A 19,041-nucleotide genomic window follows, 5' to 3' on the forward strand; every position below is an offset into this window, starting at 1 on the left:
ATTATGCTCGGATTCCCCGATTCAGCCGACAAAATTACTAAATTAACTTGAAACGACGGCATAATTTTACGAAAAATTACTACTCTCGTTAACTTTAAGTCGAACAAGTTCTATTTTTGTTGCTGTATTTTTAATGATTTTGAATTCATAGGGAGGAATAGATACTATCTCATTGAGTTTGGGAAAACTCTGATACTCATGAAGAATTAAGCCTCCGATAGTCATATAGTCGTCACTTTCAGGAAGTTCGAGGCCAAACATTTCATTGACTTTTTCAATCTCAAGTCTCGCAGAAAGAAGATACTCGCCATTGTCAAGTTGTTTGGAAATATAATGCGTAGAATCGTGTTCGTCCTCAATATCGCCGAAGATTTCTTCGACTATATCTTCTAGGGCTATGAGACCACTTGTACCACCAAACTCATCAACTACAACACCTAAAGACTTTTTTTGCGCCAGAAATGTCTGCATCATCTTACTAGCAGGCATCGTTTCTGGTACAAACGTCATCGTGCGAATATTTTGAGTCCAGTCTTGAGGATTGCGGAACATTTCAGAAGAATGAATATAGCCAACGATATGATCTATATCCTCATGATAAACGACGATCTTAGAATGTCCACTTTCAACAAATTTCTGCTTCAATTCATCAATACTACAAGTATCTTCAACGGCGTCAATCTCCGTGCGTGGTATCATGCAGTCACGCACCTTTGTATCGGTAAAATCAAGCGCATTCTGGAATATTTTAACCTCCTCATCGATATCATTCGCATTAGCAGCATTGTCAATACTTGACTGCACCAAGTAATCCAAATCCACCTTAGTAAACTCTTTATCATCCGCTTCCTTCTGCATATGAACACCAAACACTCGAAGCAAGCCCCTTGAAAGAAGTGTTGCAAAACGTGAGATAGGCCAAAGAGCTACATAACAAATCCATGCAGGAACTGCAAAGATAGTGAGCAACCCATTAGGATTAGACTTAAAAATACTTTTGGGAAGAAATTCGCCGGTAAACAAGACGACCAAGGTAGAAAGCAACGTGTCGCACGTCACACGAACACCATCACTAAAACCATGGAAAAGTGTTGCATCGAATATACGAGCAAAGAGAATACCATAAATAACCAATGCAATATTATTTCCAACTAACATTGTGGAAATAAAATTATTTGGGTATTTATAGAAAATAGACAGAGCTCGCTGAGAAAGACCATTTTTCTCTCTATCCATTTCTGCACGTAAACGATTACTTGAAACAAAGGCGATTTCCATGCCTGAAAAGAAGGATGAAAAAATCATTGTTAAAAATAATCCTATAATATCAGCAGTTGAGACCATTGGCATAATGATTAGTTATCTTGAAGCTGCATGCTTTACCACAGCAGGTCGAACATACACGCTATCTGGCGTACTTGACGTATCGGGCTGTGAAGCACCATCAGATGATTCTCCACTCATATCAGAAGCGAGAAAAGAGCCTTTTGAATTGGTTACCAAATAATGACTCATATTTTCATCACTCCGAAAATAGGAACCTTCTAGTGTTCGCTCGGGGGTAACTATTCTAGAGAACTCTGTAGAATAGAACTCATGGCGCAAACCATCCCAATAAAGTTCGTTGGAAGTATAGACAACACCATTGACATTACGTATATTCACTCTTCCACGTAACTTCCAAAGTCTCTGCTGATCGTAATACCATGCTGTGTCAGCCTGAATATAGGCTTGAACATGCAACAATTCATCAAATTGCTCGAAAAAGATGCCTTTCATGAATTCCCAACGTGACGGATTCTTAACCGTATTCACGTCCCAGCGTTCAGTAACTATACGATACTTGATGACTCCAGAATCACTAATGAGTGTATTAACGCCATAAGAGGTCATCATTGACGCAGAGTCTTGCGGATTGATTGCATCTGCAACATGTTCATGTGCCTGATTACATGAAACAAAAATCATAAGAGTGAATGAAATACTCACCCTTATGACAAATTGTATGATATGATTAATTGTTCTCAATGAGATAAGGAATGTTAATCAATTCTCCACTTCATGAACCATCGTTCATTGAAAGTTAGACCAATATTAATACGGAATGTATTTTCGGTTATCAAGTCTTTTGCTGAAGTACGCACCCATTGAGCACTAACGTTCAAAAGCGAGCGATTATTATATGCGTTCTGAAGAGGAATTCCCAAGCCGGCACTTACACTAATTTCTTTAGGGCCATCAGCTCCATTTATTTTATAATATGGTGTAGTATATCCAGCACCAAAACGATAATGTACGCGATTTAAGAAACGACGACTCATAGGCTGCGGAACAAAATCGGCACCTACATTCACTTTATAACGATCCTTCAACATATCATCACGCAAAACATAATCCTTGATATTTCCATCGAAATAAGGATACTTCACACTTCCCCACTGCTGCAAGCAGAAATCTGCAGCAACTAGCCATCTATTAGAATGATTCCAAGCCAAGCCCAATCCATAAGTCATTGGGATCTCCAAACCGTTCTTAATCGTAAAGAGTGTGGTATCAGTAGCAGCTGTTTGAGAGTTGATATCCAATATCTCACAATTAGCATCACAACCCAGTTTATGTCCAATACCAACTGTAGCGCCAATAGTAAGTTCATCTTTTCTTGACAACTGCTGCTGCCATTGGAGTCCAAACTCCAAGTTATAACTATTCACTGTACCATAGTAGCTCTTAGTAAGTGAATTGATAGACGAAGTTGAGCTACTAGAAACAGAACGATTATAGGTACCCCACATATAGGCTATATTAAAACCTACCGACAAAGGCTTAAGAATACGCCAACCTGCACCTATAAACGCCTGATGAAGACCACCTTCGCCCGTGTGAGTATCAGTGATTGTCTGCTGAGTAAGTTCAAGTCTTTGCTCCGAATAATAATTATACCCTATATTGGAATATGGCAAAATACCAAAACTCACACCGACAGACGGCAACAATCGAAAACTACCAACGGCATACTCGAAATTTGAATTATTGGCATTGACCTTAACATTCCCTTCTTTAAAATTCGTTATTTGGCCAGAAAGACCAACGTCAAACATCATTGTCAAAGAATCAACAGCCGAGTACGATGCAGGGTTCAATGTATTGACGATATTACCTTTACGGACTCCAAGTCCCACGCCATTCATACCGCGATTGAAACCCAGAGATTGATCAGAAAGGATTCCTAATCCATACTGACTATATGGGGAATTTGTTCCACTTTGCGCATTAGTCATCAAGACTAACGCCGCCATGCAAACTGTAGATATAATTCTTTTATTCATATCTTGATTATTATTCAGCGTGCAAATTTATTAAAAAAAATCGAACTAAACGCACCGAAAGTGGAAAATATAGCTTAAATTTGCATCGTGAAACAATTTAAAGACTTTTTTAGAACTATTTTCCTTGTTTTTACAGGGATAATTCTTGTTTGCCCGACAACTTTTGCAGACGAGAATGACCGGCTTGACAGTATTGAGATTGGACTTATCACCTGTTCTCCGCACGAAGAGCTTTATAGTCTGTACGGTCACAGTGCCATTAGGATACATGATCTTAAAACAGGCGAAGACCTAGTCTTCAACTATGGCGTTTTTAATTTCAAACAGCCATTTTTTATCCTTCGTTTTGTATTGGGTATCCCCAAATACGAACTTGGAATCATCCCGTATGACTACTTTTGCAAATACTATAAGGATTGGGGCAGTCAGGTTACAGAGCAAATTCTGAACATTACGAATGTAGAAAAGCAAAGAATTGCCCAAGAATTGGCTTTCAATTACCGTCCAGAGAACAGAATGTATGTATATAACGTGTTCTACGACAACTGTTCTACACGTCCAAGAAACATCATTGAACAATGCCTGCAGGGAAGAATTGAATATACGTACAACAATAATTATACACCATCTTTTAGGGAGATGACGCGCGAATACACGAGAAATCACCCTTGGGCCACTTTTGGCAATGACATCCTTTTGGGAGTGAAAGCAGATTTAGAAACAGATGCGCGCCAACAAGAATTTCTTCCCTTTAACCTTCGCAATGATTTCGATCATGCAATGATAAACAGGAACGGAGTCTTAACTCCCCTAGTCAAAGAGCGAAGAGAACTAGTTGCACCTGGTGTTCAGATTATCGAAGAAGATTTTCCTTTATCACCAACAATGTGCGCACTTCTTCTTTTAGGTCTCTCCCTCATCGCGTTTGGCATAGAATACTATAAAAAAACAACATACGTATGGATTGATGCTTTACTGATGACATTAACAGGAATCGCAGGTTGCTTACTTACAGTCATGCTATTCTCCCAACATCCGACAACGAGCACAAATCTTCAGGTATTAATACTAAATCCTGTCGCTTTGGCATTTATACCAAAAATCGTAAAAAAGAAGAAAAGCTATTGGTTTCGTATCAATGCATTGCTTATCTTTATATTCTTTATTGGTGGCATTTGGCAAGACTACGCTGAAGGAATGGAAATTGTGGCACTATGTTTGCTGCTTAGAATACTGAGACATTACAATGACAAATAGAAAGTTTTATATTACGTTACTAGCCGTTTTAGGCTTTAGCATCGAAACAATAGCACAAGGCGAGGTTCAACCACAAAACGCACCTCGACTGGTGGTCAACATCACTATTGACCAACTACGCAATGATTATCTTGAAGCATTCATTCCCCTGTATTCTGAAAAAGGATTCAAACTGATGCTAAACAAAGGAAGAGTATACACTCAAGCATCATACCCTTTTGCACCAATAGACATTGCATCAGCCATTGCGTCACTAATGACGGGAACCACACCTTATTATAATAATATAACAGGTACAGACTGGATGAGCAGAAAAACCCTACGTCCAGTAAACTGTGTGGAAGACACAAAACAAGAAGGCTTTCTGACAAGGAAAAAGGCTTCGCCCGCAAAACTAAACACATCTACAATTACTGACGAACTAAAAGTTGGAACTGCAGGAAAATCTGTGATATATGCTATCGCCCCATCTTGCGAAGCTGCCATTCTGGCAGGAGGACATGCTGCAAATGGAGCAGTATGGTTAGATGAGAAAAATGGATTTTGGTGCTCGTCTAGCTATTATTACAACTCCCTTCCTTCATGGATTCAAAATTTCAACAGTCTGCATGCACCTGGAAAACTATCACAGAACATCACATGGGAGCCAATCAATGAATTAGTTGGTAATTTCAGCTATTTCATGAGCTCTAGCATACAGAAGCCCTTCAAACACACAATTAAGGGTGATCATCAATACGCAGACTATCAAACTAGCGCACTTATCAACGAAGACATCTCAAATCTGGCTATGCAATGTATGCTTAGCACAGGAATGGGTAAAGATAAGGTAACAGACATGCTATGCCTCACATATTATGCTGGAACCTACAAACATCAATCCGTAACAAAATGTCAGATTGAGCTACAAGACACCTATGTACGCCTTGACTATGAACTGGGACGTCTGATCGAATTTATTGAAGAGCGCATTGGAAAAGAAAATGTTTTATTTGTACTAACAAGTACTGGCTATAATAAAGAAGACGACGCAGACTACGAAACATATAGAATTCCTTCTGGAACATTCTACATGAACAGGACGTCTAATCTTTTAAACATGTACTTAGGAGGAGTATGGGGACAAGGTAATTATGTAGAAGCAACATTCAGTAACCATATATACTTAAACCACAACCTCTTAGAAACAAAGAAAATAAGCATTAATGAAGCAGCTTCAAAAGCTCAGGAAATACTGGCTATGATGTCAGGGGTGCGAAATGTTTATACTTCCTTTCAACTTATAACAAGTAAAAATGAAAACATAGAGAAAACGAGAAATGCTTTCTCTGCAGATCACGGAGGCGATTTAGTCATTGACGTTGCTCCAGGATGGCGTGTAATGAACGAAGATACTCAAAAAAGCGAGCAGTATAGATCGTCATATATACAATTCCCCATTCTTTTCTACGGAACAGGCGTCCATGCAGAACGCATCAACAAGCCAGTAAGTATTACTCAACTAGCTCCTGCAATAGCACGCAGCATTCGTATCAGAGCGCCAAATGCATGCTCTTCAGAACCATTATACTAAAGAAAGTATTACTCCCAAAATCGCAAATAATAGTCTTTTCTTGCAGATTTAGCAAAAAAATGACTACCTTTGCATGCAATTTACTGTAAAAGAATAAAATAATATATCATAAACGATGAATTTTAATAAAATTTTGAGGGCTTTGTTTGGTGACAAGTCTTCACGAGACATGAAACTCATCCAGCCATTCGTAGAAAAGGTATTGGCTGTATCACCCCAAGTAGAAACATTAGATAACGATGCCTTGCGTGCAAGAACGCAAGAAATCAGAAAATATGTTCAAGCTGCCGCTACAAAGCAAAAAGAGGAAATTGAACAACTAAAGGGCACAATTGAAGGAACGCCTATTGATGAGCGTGCCGACATTTTTGCTCACATTGACAAACTTGAAAAAGAAGCACTTGAGGAATACGAAAAGGCACTCAACGAAGTAATGCCTGAAGTTTACGCTATTGTCAAGGAGACAGCACGTAGATTTGCACAAAACGAAGATACAATTGTAACTGCCAATGATTTTGACCGCGAACTAGCAGGAGATCCTCGCAAGGACTTCATTACAATCGACGGCGATAAAGCTATTTACCACAACCACTGGACTGCAGGAGGCAATGACCTTAAATGGGAAATGGTACACTACAACGTACAGTTGTTTGGTGGTGTTGTCCTTCATCAGGGTAAGATTGCAGAGATGGCCACAGGTGAAGGTAAAACATTGGTTGCGACCCTCCCTGTATTCCTAAACGCATTGACAGGAAATGGTGTTCATGTAGTAACGGTCAACGACTATCTTGCTAAACGTGACTCTGAATGGATGGGACCTCTATATATGTTCCACGGACTAAGTGTAGATTGTATTGACAAGCACCAACCTAACTCACCCGAACGTCGTAAAGCCTACCAAGCTGACATCACGTTTGGTACAAACAACGAGTTTGGCTTCGACTATTTGCGTGATAACATGGCCATTTCTCCTGCTGACCTTGTTCAGAGAGCCCATAACTATGCCATTGTCGACGAGGTTGACTCTGTATTGATTGACGATGCACGAACACCTCTTATCATTAGTGGCCCTGTACCCAAAGGCGACGTACAGATGTTTGAAGAATACCAGCCACTGGTTGAAAAGCTGGTTGGAGTTCAGCGTCAATTGGCCACACAGTATCTTGCAGACGCAAAACAAAAGATTTCAGAGGGACAAAGGACTAACAATAAAGAGTTGACCGACGAGGGATTCCTGTCTCTATACCGTTCACACAAATCACTTCCAAAGAACAAGCCACTTATTAAGTACCTCTCAGAAGAAGGTATCAAAGCTGGTATGCTCAAGACGGAAGAAATATACATGGAGAACAACAACCGCAAGATGCCAGAAGCTGTAGAACCGCTATACTTTGTGGTTGATGAGAAACTGAATTCGTGTGACCTCACCGATAAAGGTACTGCATGGCTAGCTGCGCAAGTTAACGATAAGGACCTGTTTGTACTCCCTGACATCGCATCACAACTCTCTGAGTTAGAATCAGAAAAAGGACTAACAGACGAGGAACGCTTAAACAAGAAAGACGAGCTTCTAAACCATTATGCAGTTCAAAGCGAACGTGTACACACACTACAACAGCTTTTGAAGGCATATACCATGTTCAACAAGGATGACGAATATGTGGTAATCGATGGTGAGGTAAAGATCGTTGATGAGCAGACTGGACGTATTATGGAAGGTCGTCGTTGGAGTGACGGTCTTCACCAGGCTGTAGAAGCTAAAGAACACGTAAAAGTAGAAGCAGCTACACAAACATTTGCTACTATCACCCTTCAGAATTATTTCCGCATGTACCACAAACTTGCTGGTATGACAGGTACTGCATCAACTGAAGCAGGTGAATTCTGGGACATTTACAAACTTGATGTTGTAGAGATTCCGACCAACAAACCCGTCGCAAGAAACGACATGGACGATCGTGTGTACAAGACTGCAAGAGAAAAATACCGTGCCGTTATTGAGGAGGTAGTCAAAATGCGTAAGGCAGGGCGTCCAACATTGATTGGTACCACCTCTGTGGAAATATCTGAGCTGCTTTCACGCATGTTGGATATGTACACTGATCCAGAAACTGGAAAACGCGAAGGAATCCCCCATCAGGTATTGAATGCTAAACTTCATCAAAAAGAAGCAGACATCGTAGCATTGGCTGGTCAGCAAGATAGCAACGGACAAGGCGCCGTAACTATCGCAACCAACATGGCGGGTCGTGGTACCGATATCAAGCTTTCACCCGAAGTAAAAGCTGCAGGCGGCTTGGCAATCATCGGTACAGAACGCCACGAGAGTCGTCGTGTAGACCGTCAGTTGCGAGGCCGTGCTGGTCGACAGGGAGACCCAGGCTCTTCAGTATTCTATGTTTCTTTGGAAGACAAACTGATGCGTTTGTTCGCTAGTGAACGTATTGCCGCGGTCATGGACCGTCTGGGATTCAAAGAAGGAGAAATGATTGAAAGCCCCATGATATCCAAGAGTATTGAGCGTGCTCAAAAGAAAGTGGAAGAAAATAACTTCGGCATTCGTAAGCGCTTGTTGGAATATGACGATGTAATGAATAAGCAGCGAACAGTTGTATATGAAAAGCGTCGTCACGCATTGATGGGTGAGCGAATTGGTATGGACATTTCCAATACCATTTGGGATCGTGTTGTGTACATCCTTGAGAATAATGATTACGAAGGTTGCAAAGAAGAATTCCTGCATCTTTTTGCGATGGAAGTTCCTTTCTCAGAGCAGCAGTTCAATGATAGAAAACTGGATGATCTTGCAGAAGAATCATTCCAAGCCGCTCTTGCAAATTTCAATCGTAAAACCGAAAGAATTATTGAGGTTGCAACACCTATCATCAAGCAGGTATATGAGAATCAAGGACATATGTATGAGCGCATCATGGTGCCCATTACTGATGGCCGAAGAATGTACAACATTGCCTGCAACTTGAAAGAGGCTTATGAGACAGAATGTAAATCTATTGTAAAGGAGTTTGAGAAGCAGATGCTATTGCATATTATTGATGATGCATGGAAAGAAAATCTGCGCGAACTTGACGAGCTCCGTCATTCTGTACAGAATGCCAGCTACGAGCAGAAAGATCCTTTACTTATCTTTAAATTGGAGAGTGTAAAACTGTTCGACGCAATGGTTAACAATATGAATAACCGGACAGTTTCAATCCTCACTCGTGCAGCCATTCCAGAAATGCAGCAAAGCGAGGTAAAGGAGGCTGCTCCTGAAGAGCACACCAACCGTCAGCAGTATACAGAGAATAAGCAAAGCCTGCCAGAAGAGCAAATGACCGATGCTAGTCAGACTCGTGCGGCTCAGTCTGACACACGCGCTCAACATCCCAACAATCCAATTGTAAAGGACAAATTGCCTGGTAGAAATGACCTCTGTCCCTGTGGAAGCGGCAAAAAGTTTAAAAACTGCCACGGAAAGGGTCTCGTATGATAAACATTTCAAACATTAAGAAACAGTTTGGAAAAACAATAGCCAGCGATATCCCGTCGTTCTTTGTGAACGACGGAGATATCCTTGGTTTAGTAGGAAATAACGGTGCCGGAAAAACCACTCTTTTCCGCATGATGCTAGACCTTCTAAGACCTGATGAAGGTACTATCACGATAGACGACATCAATCCCTCTATCTCTGAAGAATGGAAGACTAGAACAGGCGCATATATAGATGATAGTTTTCTAATTGACTACCTTACTCCAGACGAGTACTTTGCATTCTTGGGGAAAATTTGTAATATCACTAGCGAAGAACTTTCGACACGACTCCAGCAATTTGAAACGTTTGCCAATGAAGAAATCTTCGGGCAAAACAAACTGATTCGCAATCTATCTGCTGGCAACAAGCAAAAGGTTGGCATCATTGCAGCCTTAATGAGAAATCCAAGCCTAGTTATTCTCGATGAGCCATTCAACTTTCTAGATCCAACCTCACAAAGTTCACTGAAGCACCTTCTAACTGAATACCATAAAAAGTATAATGCTACGATATTAATAAGTAGCCATAATCTACAACACACCACAGACATTTCAACGCGTATTGCATTGATGGAGAAAGGCTGCATTATTCGCGACCTTAACAATGACAATGAAGAGGCAAAACAGGAACTTATCACCTATTTTGAACAACAAATGTAAGCGCAAAGGAAGTTTTTTTTGAAAAAATACCTAAAAAATTTCTATATGTAACTGAAAAACAGTATCTTTGCACTCCGAAATTAGAAATAACAATATAAATACGTAAATTAAGAGTAATATGACTAAGGCAGAAATGGTCAACAATATTGCCCAACAAACAGGAATCGGCAAGAAAGAAGTTGCGATTACAATAGAGGCTTTTATGGAAGAAATCCGCAATAGCCTTGCAAAACAGAAAGAAAATGTATACCTCCGTGGTTTTGGAAGTTTTATCGTAAAGCATCGCGCTCAGAAGACTGCCCGTAACATTTCAAAGAACACCACATTGGTTATTGAGGCTCACGATTTGCCCGCATTCAAGCCAGCTAAGAGCTTCATTGAGAAGATGACAAAATAATAAGGAATTTCAAAACAAAATAATAAACATTAATTTTATTTAGTTATGCCTAACGGAAAGAAAAAGAAGGGTCACAAGATGGCTACCCACAAGCGTAAGAAGAGACTGCGCAAGAACAGACATAAGAGCAAGTAAAAGAGAGCTTTTACGTCATGAAGGAAATGAGAGGAGTGTACCCATGGCATAAACACGTGCAGGGTGCACCCTTTCTGTTTTAAGACAACTAATTATTATAGAAAGATAAGTCAAAGACATGACAAGTGAAGTAATTATCGATGTCCAACCAAAAGAAATTTCCATTGCTTTACTAGAAGATAAGCAATTGGTGGAATACCAGAACGAGCCTAGAGAAGTCTCGTTTGCAGTTGGCAACATCTACATAGGAAAGGTTCGTAAATTGATGCCTGGCCTTAATGCATGTTTCGTAGATGTAGGATCTGAGAAGGATGCTTTTCTTCATTACCTTGACTTAGGCCTACAATTCAGTTCTTACGAAAAATACCTTAAACAGGTATCTAGTGATCGCAAAAAACTATTCCCCATCCAGAAGGCCACTCACCTACCCGACCTTCCAAAGGATGGAAGCATTCAGAACAGCCTGAAGGTTGGACAGGAAATACTTGTTCAGATTGTCAAAGAGCCCATCAACACTAAGGGGCCGCGTTTGACATGTGAATTAAGTTTTGCTGGACGTTATATGGTTTTAATACCTTTTGGCGACAAGGTTTCAGTTTCTAGCAAGATTAAACGTGGCGAAGAGCGTACACGTTTAAAACAACTTGTTCAGAGCATGGTACCTAAGAACTTTGGTGTTATTGTACGTACGGTTGCTGAGGGTAAAAAAGCAGCAGAACTTGATCAGGAATTAAAAGTACTGCTCAAGCGATGGGACGATACAATCACTAAAGTACAGAAAACAACCGAGCGCCCATTGATGGTGTTCGAAGAACAAACACGCGCTGTGGCTTTGCTACGCGACCTTTTCAACCCAACTTATGATGGTATCTATGTGAATAATGCTGAAATTAAACAGCAGATTCACGATTATGTGTCACTCATTGCCCCAGAAAAAACAAGTATCGTTAAGCTTTACGAGGGTAATGTACCCATTTTCGACAACTACAATGTCACCAAACAGATTAAGTCAGGATTTGGTCGCACAGTTAACTACAAGCGTGGTGCTTACCTGATTATTGAGCACACTGAGGCAATGCATGTTGTAGATGTCAACAGCGGCACACGTATTAAGAAAGAAAACGGTCAGGAAGCCAATGCCTTAGAGACCAACCTAGGTGCAGCAGATGAACTAGCACGCCAGCTTCGTCTTAGAGACATGGGAGGAATCATCGTTGTAGATTTTATCGACATGAACCTGGCTGAAGATCGCCAATTGCTCTATGAGCGTATGTGCGAAAACATGAAGAAAGACCGTGCACGTCACAACATTCTTCCACTCAGCAAGTTTGGTTTGATGCAAATCACGCGCCAGCGTGTGCGTCCTGCAATGGATGTCGCAGTAGAAGAAAGCTGTCCCACATGTCATGGTACAGGTAAGATTAAAGCAAGCATTTTGTTCACAGATCAACTAGAAAGTAAGATTGATTGCCTAGTCAACAAAGTAGGTATAAAGAAATTCACACTTCATGTGCATCCCTATGTAGCTGCATTTATCAATCAAGGTGTTATCTCACTGAAACGCCGCTGGCAGATGAAATACGGCTTGGGAGTGCGTATTATTCCCAATCAGAAAATGTCATTCTTGCAATACGAATTCTACGATGCCAATAAGCAGTTCATAGATATGCAAGAAGAAAATGAAGTCACCAAGTAACAATTATGGCTAGAAACAAGAAACCATTACCCCTACTTGAGAACATTACTATCGAGGCCGTTGCAGCTGAAGGTAAATGCCTTTTCCACTGGAACGACCTGGTAGTTTTCGTACCTTTCTGCGTACCAGGTGATGTTTGCGACATACAAATTAGAAGGAAGAAACATTCATTTGCTGAAGGCGAGGTGGTGCGATTTGTTGAAAAGAGTAAAGTTCGTGCGGTACCATTTTGTCAGCACTTTGGCGTTTGCGGTGGCTGCAAGTGGCAGAACCTGCCTTACGAAGAACAACTGAAGTTCAAGCAGCAACAAGTCTTCGACCAACTTCATCGCATCGGCAAAGTTGAACTCCCTGAATTCCGTCCTATTCTTGGAAGTGTCAAGATACAGGAATATCGCAACAAATTGGACTACGGATGCGCAAACAAGCGTTATCTTACAAAAGAAGAGATCTCCTCACTGCCTAAGGAGGAAAGCCAGAGTTTGAAAGACGTTCCTGCTATTGGTTTTCATATCACAGGAGCATTCGATAAGATTCTTCCAATAGAAAAATGCTGGCTGATGGACGATTTGCACAATCAAATTCGTAACGATATTCGTGATTATGCAGTAAGCCATAACATTTCATTCTTCGATTTGCGCGCACAAGTGGGATTACTGCGTGATATTATCATCCGCAATAGTGCCAGTGGTGAACTTATGGTCATCATCCAATTCCACTATGACGAAACAGGAGGTGAACAAGAAGCGCACGATTTGCTTCAACATGTTGCAGACACATTCCCACAGATTACGTCCCTACTCTATTTGGACAACCAAAAGTGTAATGACACCATTGGTGATCAAAACATCATAGTATTTAAAGGGACAGATCATATCTTTGAATTGATGGAAGACCTGAAGTTCAAGGTTGGTCCAAAATCATTCTATCAAACAAACACTGAGCAAGCCTACCACTTGTATAGTGTTGCTCGTGAGTTTGCAGGCCTAACCGGTGATGAGATGGTTTACGACCTTTATACTGGAACGGGTACAATTGCCAACTTCGTAGCAAAGAAAGCCAAACACGTTATTGGTATTGAGTATGTGCCAGAAGCAATTGAGGATGCTAAGATTAATTCCGAGATCAACGGTATAACAAACACCTTGTTTTATGCCGGCGACATGAAAGATATCCTGACGGACGATTTTATTGCAGAACACGGACGTCCTGATGTCATCATTACCGACCCACCTCGTGCTGGCATGCATCCGGATGTCATCAATACTATTCTACATGCTGCCCCCGATCGCATCGTATATGTTTCCTGCAATCCTGCCACTCAGGCGCGCGATTTGCAGAGCCTTGATGAACAATACAAAGTGGTTGAGGTTCAACCTGTGGACATGTTCCCCCACACACCTCACGTAGAGAATGTTGTATTATTAAAGAAAAGATAATGAGGAAAGTATTTCTTGCTGCCCTGATGATGGGCGCAACACTGAGTACACAAGCTCAGAATGAATGGTTCAAGAACGTAAAGTTCAGCGGATACGGCATGGTTCAGTATCAAGCCAGCGACAAAGAAGGCTCCGAAAACAACGGCTTCAATCTGCGTTTGGTTCGTATGGCACTAGAAGGACGTGCACATCAGGACTTCTATTGGAAAGTTCAGATGCAGATTAACGGTAACACATATGATCCAGACAAATCATCTACCGACATCCGCCTGGTGGATCTCTTTGGCGAATGGCAAAAGTACGAGTTCTTCAAAGTGAAGGCTGGTCAGTTCAAGCGTCCTTTCACATTTGAAAACCCCATGCATCCTATCACACAAGGATTCATGAGCTATTCTCAGAACGTTTTAAAACTGGCAGGTTTCTCTGATCGCTGTGGTGGTAACGCTTCAAACGGTCGAGATCTTGGTGTACAGATTCAAGGTGACATGATGTGGCTCAATGAGCGTCCTCTGTTGCACTACCAGATTGGTGCTTTCAATGGTGAGGGTATCAATCAGAAAGACAAGGACAACAGAAAAGACATCATCGGTGGCGTATGGGTTATGCCAGTTAAGGGCTTACGCATTGGCGCCTTTGGATGGACAGGAAGTCAGAATGTCACCAACAAGGAAGAAGTAAATGTGAGAATGCAAAAGAATCGCTATGCTCTGTCTGGCGAATATGCGCAGGACGACTGGACTATCCGCTCTGAATATATTCACAGTCAGGGATGGAATCTTGCTCACACCAGCGACAAGGCCGATGGTTACTACGCACTTTTCATTGCCCCAATAAAGAAGAATAAGTTGCACATTAAGGGCCGCTATGACCTTTATCGCGAGGCAAAGGAATGGGGACAGTCGAAGACCCAGTACGAGATTGGTGCCGACTATATGTTCACCAAGAATCTGCAGCTCAATGTAGAGTATGCTCGTGTAAACGACCGCACAAATAAAAACGCCGACAAGCACAACTACAACATGGTTGATGTTGAGCTTGACTTCCGCTTCTAAGAGTTAGTTCAAGCTAGTCGTCCCAATTCAAGCTAGCGTATGACGTCAAAAGTATTATTAATATATACCGGTGGTACCATCGGCATGAATCAAAACCCACAGACAGGTGCTCTGGAGCCTTTTGACTTCGAGCACCTGCTCAGTCGGGTACCTGAGCTGGCACAATTCCAAACAGAAATAGCCACTTACCAATTCAATCCGCCCATTGATTCTAGTGATATGTCACCCAGGCTTTGGACAGAGTTGGCACACATCATTGCTGATCACTATGACGAATTTGACGGTTTTGTTATCCTGCATGGAACTGACACAATGGCATATACTGCCTCCGCCCTATCATTCATGCTCGAGAACATTGCTAAACCCGTTATTCTAACAGGATCGCAATTGCCAATAGGACAGTTGCGTACAGACGGCAAGGAGAACCTTATCACCAGTATTGAGATAGCAGCTGCACGAAACCAAGATGGGACAGCAAAAGTACCAGAAGTAGGTATCTACTTCAATGGGCACCTAATGCGCGGAAACCGCACTACAAAACAGAGTGCTGATGAATTTAATGCCTTCGAGTCATTCAATTACCCACATCTGGCCGATGCCGGTGTAGAGATAACCTATCATGATGAGTTTATACATCGTCCTGTGAAAACAAGCTTTACACCACAGTTTAAACTAGACAACAACGTCATTATCTTTTCATTGTTTCCAGGCATTCGTGAAGACCTCATCCGTCACATCATAGCCACCCCCAACCTGCGTGCTATCGTCATGAGAACCTATGGTTCAGGTAACGCACCACAAAACCCGTGGCTCATCAATGCCCTGCGCGAAGGTACACGCAACGGTAAAATCATTATCAACATCAGCCAATGTCTGCAAGGCTGTGTACAAATGGGGCGTTATGACACAGGTTATCAACTTCAAGAAGCAGGCGTAATCAGTGGATATGACGGTACTGTTGAATCAGCAGTAACAAAACTCATGTATCTACAAGGAAAATATGAAGATCCCGAGCAGGTCCGCAAATTCATGCGACAAAGTATCTGTGGCGAGATTTCTATATAATTTTATAACTAAACAAACACCAAACAAAAATGAAAGATTTAAAAGGAACAAAAACAGAGAAGAATCTGCAAGAGGCATTTGCAGGTGAGTCACAGGCTCGTAATAAATACACTTATTGGGCTTCGAAAGCCAAGAAAGATGGTTTTGTGCAGATTGCAGCAATCTTTGAAGAAACTGCTGCTAATGAGAAAGAGCATGCCAAGATGTGGTTCAAACTACTCGAAGGCGGAGCTATTAAGTCAACTGCAGAGAACCTTGAAGCCGCTGCAAATGGTGAGAACTTCGAGTGGACCGATATGTATGCACGTATGGCACAAGAGGCACGTGAGGAAGGATTTGATGAAATAGCCGCTAAGTTTGAGGCTGTAGGTAAGATTGAGAAAGAACACGAGGCACGCTATCGTAAACTGTTAGACAACGTCAAGAAAGAGCGTGTATTCTCAAAGGATAACGATGTTATCTGGCAGTGTTCTAACTGCGGACATATTGTTATTGGAAAGAAAGCTCCCGAGATTTGTCCTGTATGTGATCACCCACAGGCATACTTCCAGGTTAAGGCCGAGAACTATTAAATCCAAAGCACAACACAGAAGAGTGAGCTAGCGATAGCTCACTCTTTTTTATTCTCTATATCCAACGTAACTATACTTCAAAAACAATGTTCTCCTTTAAAAAGGACTAAAGCAAGATTTTAGCGTAACCAAAGAGGGACTTTAGTGTAACCAAAGGGGGACTTTAGTGTAACCAAAGGGGGACTTTAGCGTAACCAAAGTAGAGTTTTAACGTAACTAAAGTGGCACTTTGACGATGCAATAGTGCCACTTTAAGGGGTTAAAACAACTTGTTTCTATTGGAAATAACAGGAAAGTTATTGCCTATCCAAAGAAATAAATCTCGAGCCAAAGAACGGCAAAGCCTAGGAGAAAACCAAAGAGGACCTTAAGAGTAAGGTTCTTCAAGTACCATCCTACTCGTATATGCTCCATTGACATAAGAGCCATGCCACTAGTACTGCCAACGGAAAGCAAGCAGCCACCGATTGCTGTACTATAAGCCACAACCTTCCAATAGGCACCATCCTGTGCATAGTCACCTGCATTCCATACATCGTAGAGTGAGATATCACTTACGGCGATAACCAGTGAATCTACCAAACTGCTGAGGAAACCAGAAATAATGCCGACTACCCATAAATTATTAATAGTCTTATCAATCCAGTCAGCCACCTCTGTCAGAACTCCCGTCTCGAAAACAACACCCATACCCAACATGGTTCCCATAACAAACAGAACCTGCTGGATAGATTGGTACTGTATGGAACGAGGCAGACGACGACGTGACATCTGATCAGACTCGTTTAACTTACGATTGAAGGCTTCGTTGACCACCCAAAGCACTGACAGGATGCAAAGAGCACCGAGAAATGCTGGAAGACGTGTGATACTCAAAAAGGTAGGTACGAACCATAATCCTCCAATGCCGACCAACAGCATTAGCATACGTTGCCAGCGGTTCAGTCGTGTATCATCACCACGATAAGGAGCTACTACCCACTCTATATCAAGACGTGAGGGCAACTGACGAGCTATGAGCAAGGTTGGCACCACCCAAGCAATGATGGCCGGTGCAACCATAAATGATGAAAAGTCGGTTGCTGTGATAGCTCCGTTATTCCACAAGATGAGGCCTGTGGGGTCGCCAATAACCGTAAAACTGCCTCCGCAAGTAGCTGCAAGAACAACAGCCGAACCAACAAGCATACGCTGACGACGACTCTTAATGATGCTGTGCATGATGACAAGCATCACAATAGTGGTGGTCAGCGTGTCAAGGTTGGCAGAGAGAACAAAAGCGGCAAGCGTGATGGTCCACAGAAGACGTTTCGAGTTACGTGTGCGGATCCACTCACTGATAAAGTCAAAGCAACCATTGTTGTTCAGTATCTCAATGATAGACATTGTGGCCAGAAGATACATCACAACAGAAGCTGCTTTACCTACGTAGTTCAGAAAAATGTTGCTATAGATAAAGTTCTTGATAGCCTGCTCATTGTTTGCATGATCAGTAAGATACTGAGCAAACAGAACAGGATGCTGACTCATCACGAAATCACTGCCCCAACAGATGTAGACCACCCAGCCAATGGTACCCAGGAACATGGCTATTGCAGCCTTGTTCACACCTGTCAAATGTCCCGTAGCTATCAGCAAGAAGCTGAACAGCAACATGATAACAATAATGAGCGTCATCTTTCCGAAACTATTAGGTAAAAACTATTCTTCTTTATTTAGCAGCCTTCTTATAGCGCTTGTTCATGCCATTGATAACATCCTGAGTGATGTCGTGTTTCTTTCCGGCATAAAGCACTGCAGCCTTATTCAGTATAATGTCGTATTTCTTATCCTTGTTATAGTCAGCGAGGAAATTATCCAGGCTATCCTGGAAAGCCTGCAGCAGCTTTGCCTGCTCTGATGCCAGTTCATTCTCCAGACGCTGCTGAAGAGCTACCAAGTTATTCTGCTCGCGCTGAAGAGCTGCCTGTGCATTCTCGGCCTGCTCACGCGATGTGAATCCGTTGTTCTGTAATTTACTCTGGAAATTTGCTACGTTGGTCTCCAACTGCTTTGACTTCGAAGTCATTGTATTACGAGCGTTGTTGCTTTTCTTCTCCAATTCAGCTGTCGTGCTCTTGGTAAACTCATAATGAGCCAACAGAGTATCCAACTCGATATAACCAACGCTGATACCAGAGGCGCTGTTACTACCTACCTCAGCGGGCTCATCCATTTTAGGACTCTGATTGTTGCAAGAAACCAACAGTGCAGCCAAGGCTGTCACCGACATAACACTTTTAATGATCTTTTTCATTTTATATGTTTTTAGTTAATTATTTCTTTCACTTACCGCAAA

15 protein-coding genes are annotated in these 19,041 nt (G+C 41.8%); 10 read left to right on the forward strand and 5 right to left on the reverse strand.

Annotated elements, in window-relative coordinates; genetic code table 11:
* Positions 1-66: 66 nt before the first annotated feature.
* The 3 genes from T433_RS0107635 to bamG form a co-directional block, all read right to left on the reverse strand.
* On the reverse strand, positions 67-1,344 hold the full coding sequence (locus T433_RS0107635) for a hemolysin family protein (protein ID WP_044109448.1): 1,278 nt from the start codon (positions 1,342-1,344) through the stop codon (positions 67-69).
* A gap of 15 nt (positions 1,345-1,359) precedes the next feature.
* Positions 1,360-1,968: an LPS export ABC transporter periplasmic protein LptC gene (locus tag T433_RS0107640; protein ID WP_027455387.1), complete on the reverse strand. Its 609-nt coding sequence runs from the start codon at positions 1,966-1,968 to the stop codon at positions 1,360-1,362.
* 74 nt (positions 1,969-2,042) lie between these two features.
* Entirely contained in the window at positions 2,043-3,326 is a 1,284-nt protein-coding gene (gene bamG, locus T433_RS0107645) for a BamG family beta-barrel-assembly machinery protein (RefSeq protein WP_027455388.1), read from the reverse strand.
* An 87-nt stretch (positions 3,327-3,413) separates the two neighbouring features.
* On the opposite strand from bamG, the gene T433_RS0107650 reads away from it, so the two are divergent.
* From T433_RS0107650 to rbr, 10 genes are all read left to right on the forward strand, one after another.
* Complete coding sequence (locus T433_RS0107650) at positions 3,414-4,583, forward strand: lipoprotein N-acyltransferase Lnb domain-containing protein (protein ID WP_027455389.1); 1,170 nt, start codon at positions 3,414-3,416, stop codon at positions 4,581-4,583.
* Positions 4,573-6,156 (forward strand): alkaline phosphatase family protein, encoded by a 1,584-nt coding sequence (locus T433_RS0107655; RefSeq protein ID WP_044109450.1) that lies wholly within the window; start codon positions 4,573-4,575, stop codon positions 6,154-6,156. Before T433_RS0107650 ends, T433_RS0107655 begins: the two co-directional genes overlap by 11 nt.
* Before the next feature lie 115 nt (positions 6,157-6,271).
* Entirely contained in the window at positions 6,272-9,646 is a 3,375-nt protein-coding gene (secA, locus tag T433_RS0107660) for a preprotein translocase subunit SecA (RefSeq protein WP_027455391.1), read from the forward strand.
* Positions 9,643-10,347, forward strand: coding sequence for an ABC transporter ATP-binding protein (locus T433_RS0107665; protein ID WP_027450337.1), 705 nt, complete (start codon positions 9,643-9,645; stop codon positions 10,345-10,347). Before secA ends, T433_RS0107665 begins: the two co-directional genes overlap by 4 nt.
* A 118-nt stretch (positions 10,348-10,465) precedes the next feature.
* A complete protein-coding gene (locus T433_RS0107670) occupies positions 10,466-10,744 on the forward strand; it encodes an HU family DNA-binding protein (protein WP_027450338.1) in 279 nt (92 codons plus the stop codon).
* A 253-nt stretch (positions 10,745-10,997) separates the two neighbouring features.
* On the forward strand, positions 10,998-12,575 hold the full coding sequence (locus T433_RS0107680) for an Rne/Rng family ribonuclease (protein WP_027450339.1): 1,578 nt from the start codon (positions 10,998-11,000) through the stop codon (positions 12,573-12,575).
* 5 nt (positions 12,576-12,580) lie between these two features.
* On the forward strand, positions 12,581-14,014 hold the full coding sequence (gene rlmD / locus T433_RS0107685) for a 23S rRNA (uracil(1939)-C(5))-methyltransferase RlmD (RefSeq protein WP_027455392.1): 1,434 nt from the start codon (positions 12,581-12,583) through the stop codon (positions 14,012-14,014).
* The gene (locus T433_RS0107690; RefSeq protein WP_027455393.1) at positions 14,014-15,066 is read left to right on the forward strand and encodes a porin; all 1,053 of its coding nucleotides are present in this window, start codon (positions 14,014-14,016) and stop codon (positions 15,064-15,066) included. Before rlmD ends, T433_RS0107690 begins: the two co-directional genes overlap by 1 nt.
* A 39-nt stretch (positions 15,067-15,105) precedes the next feature.
* Complete coding sequence (locus T433_RS0107695) at positions 15,106-16,131, forward strand: asparaginase (RefSeq protein ID WP_027455394.1); 1,026 nt, start codon at positions 15,106-15,108, stop codon at positions 16,129-16,131.
* Positions 16,132-16,160: 29 nt separating this feature from the next.
* Positions 16,161-16,703 (forward strand): rubrerythrin, encoded by a 543-nt coding sequence (gene rbr / locus T433_RS0107700; protein ID WP_027455395.1) that lies wholly within the window; start codon positions 16,161-16,163, stop codon positions 16,701-16,703.
* A 303-nt stretch (positions 16,704-17,006) separates the two neighbouring features.
* Here rbr and T433_RS0107705 read toward each other — a convergent pair whose 3' ends face one another.
* Together T433_RS0107705 and T433_RS0107710 are read right to left on the reverse strand one after the other, a co-directional pair.
* Positions 17,007-18,380 (reverse strand): SLC13 family permease, encoded by a 1,374-nt coding sequence (locus T433_RS0107705; RefSeq protein ID WP_027455396.1) that lies wholly within the window; start codon positions 18,378-18,380, stop codon positions 17,007-17,009.
* Positions 18,381-18,414: 34 nt separating this feature from the next.
* The gene (locus T433_RS0107710; protein WP_027450345.1) at positions 18,415-18,999 is read right to left on the reverse strand and encodes an OmpH/Skp family outer membrane protein; all 585 of its coding nucleotides are present in this window, start codon (positions 18,997-18,999) and stop codon (positions 18,415-18,417) included.
* Between the last annotated feature and the right edge of the window lie 42 nt (positions 19,000-19,041).

This window comes from Xylanibacter brevis ATCC 19188, assembly GCF_000621725.1.
Lineage (GTDB): Bacteria > Bacteroidota > Bacteroidia > Bacteroidales > Bacteroidaceae > Prevotella > Prevotella brevis.

Coding starts and splice junctions, on each gene's coding strand:
- T433_RS0107635 (WP_044109448.1), bottom strand. CDS start 1,344: ATGGTCTCAACTGCTGATATTATAGGATTATTTTTAACAATGATTTTT.
- T433_RS0107640 (WP_027455387.1), bottom strand. CDS start 1,968: ATGATTTTTGTTTCATGTAATCAGGCACATGAACATGTTGCAGATGCA.
- bamG (WP_027455388.1), bottom strand. CDS start 3,326: ATGAATAAAAGAATTATATCTACAGTTTGCATGGCGGCGTTAGTCTTG.
- T433_RS0107655 (WP_044109450.1), top strand. CDS start 4,573: ATGACAAATAGAAAGTTTTATATTACGTTACTAGCCGTTTTAGGCTTT.
- secA (WP_027455391.1), top strand. CDS start 6,272: ATGAATTTTAATAAAATTTTGAGGGCTTTGTTTGGTGACAAGTCTTCA.
- T433_RS0107665 (WP_027450337.1), top strand. CDS start 9,643: ATGATAAACATTTCAAACATTAAGAAACAGTTTGGAAAAACAATAGCC.
- T433_RS0107670 (WP_027450338.1), top strand. CDS start 10,466: ATGACTAAGGCAGAAATGGTCAACAATATTGCCCAACAAACAGGAATC.
- T433_RS0107680 (WP_027450339.1), top strand. CDS start 10,998: ATGACAAGTGAAGTAATTATCGATGTCCAACCAAAAGAAATTTCCATT.
- rlmD (WP_027455392.1), top strand. CDS start 12,581: ATGGCTAGAAACAAGAAACCATTACCCCTACTTGAGAACATTACTATC.
- T433_RS0107690 (WP_027455393.1), top strand. CDS start 14,014: ATGAGGAAAGTATTTCTTGCTGCCCTGATGATGGGCGCAACACTGAGT.
- T433_RS0107695 (WP_027455394.1), top strand. CDS start 15,106: ATGACGTCAAAAGTATTATTAATATATACCGGTGGTACCATCGGCATG.
- rbr (WP_027455395.1), top strand. CDS start 16,161: ATGAAAGATTTAAAAGGAACAAAAACAGAGAAGAATCTGCAAGAGGCA.
- T433_RS0107705 (WP_027455396.1), bottom strand. CDS start 18,380: ATGACGCTCATTATTGTTATCATGTTGCTGTTCAGCTTCTTGCTGATA.
- T433_RS0107710 (WP_027450345.1), bottom strand. CDS start 18,999: ATGAAAAAGATCATTAAAAGTGTTATGTCGGTGACAGCCTTGGCTGCA.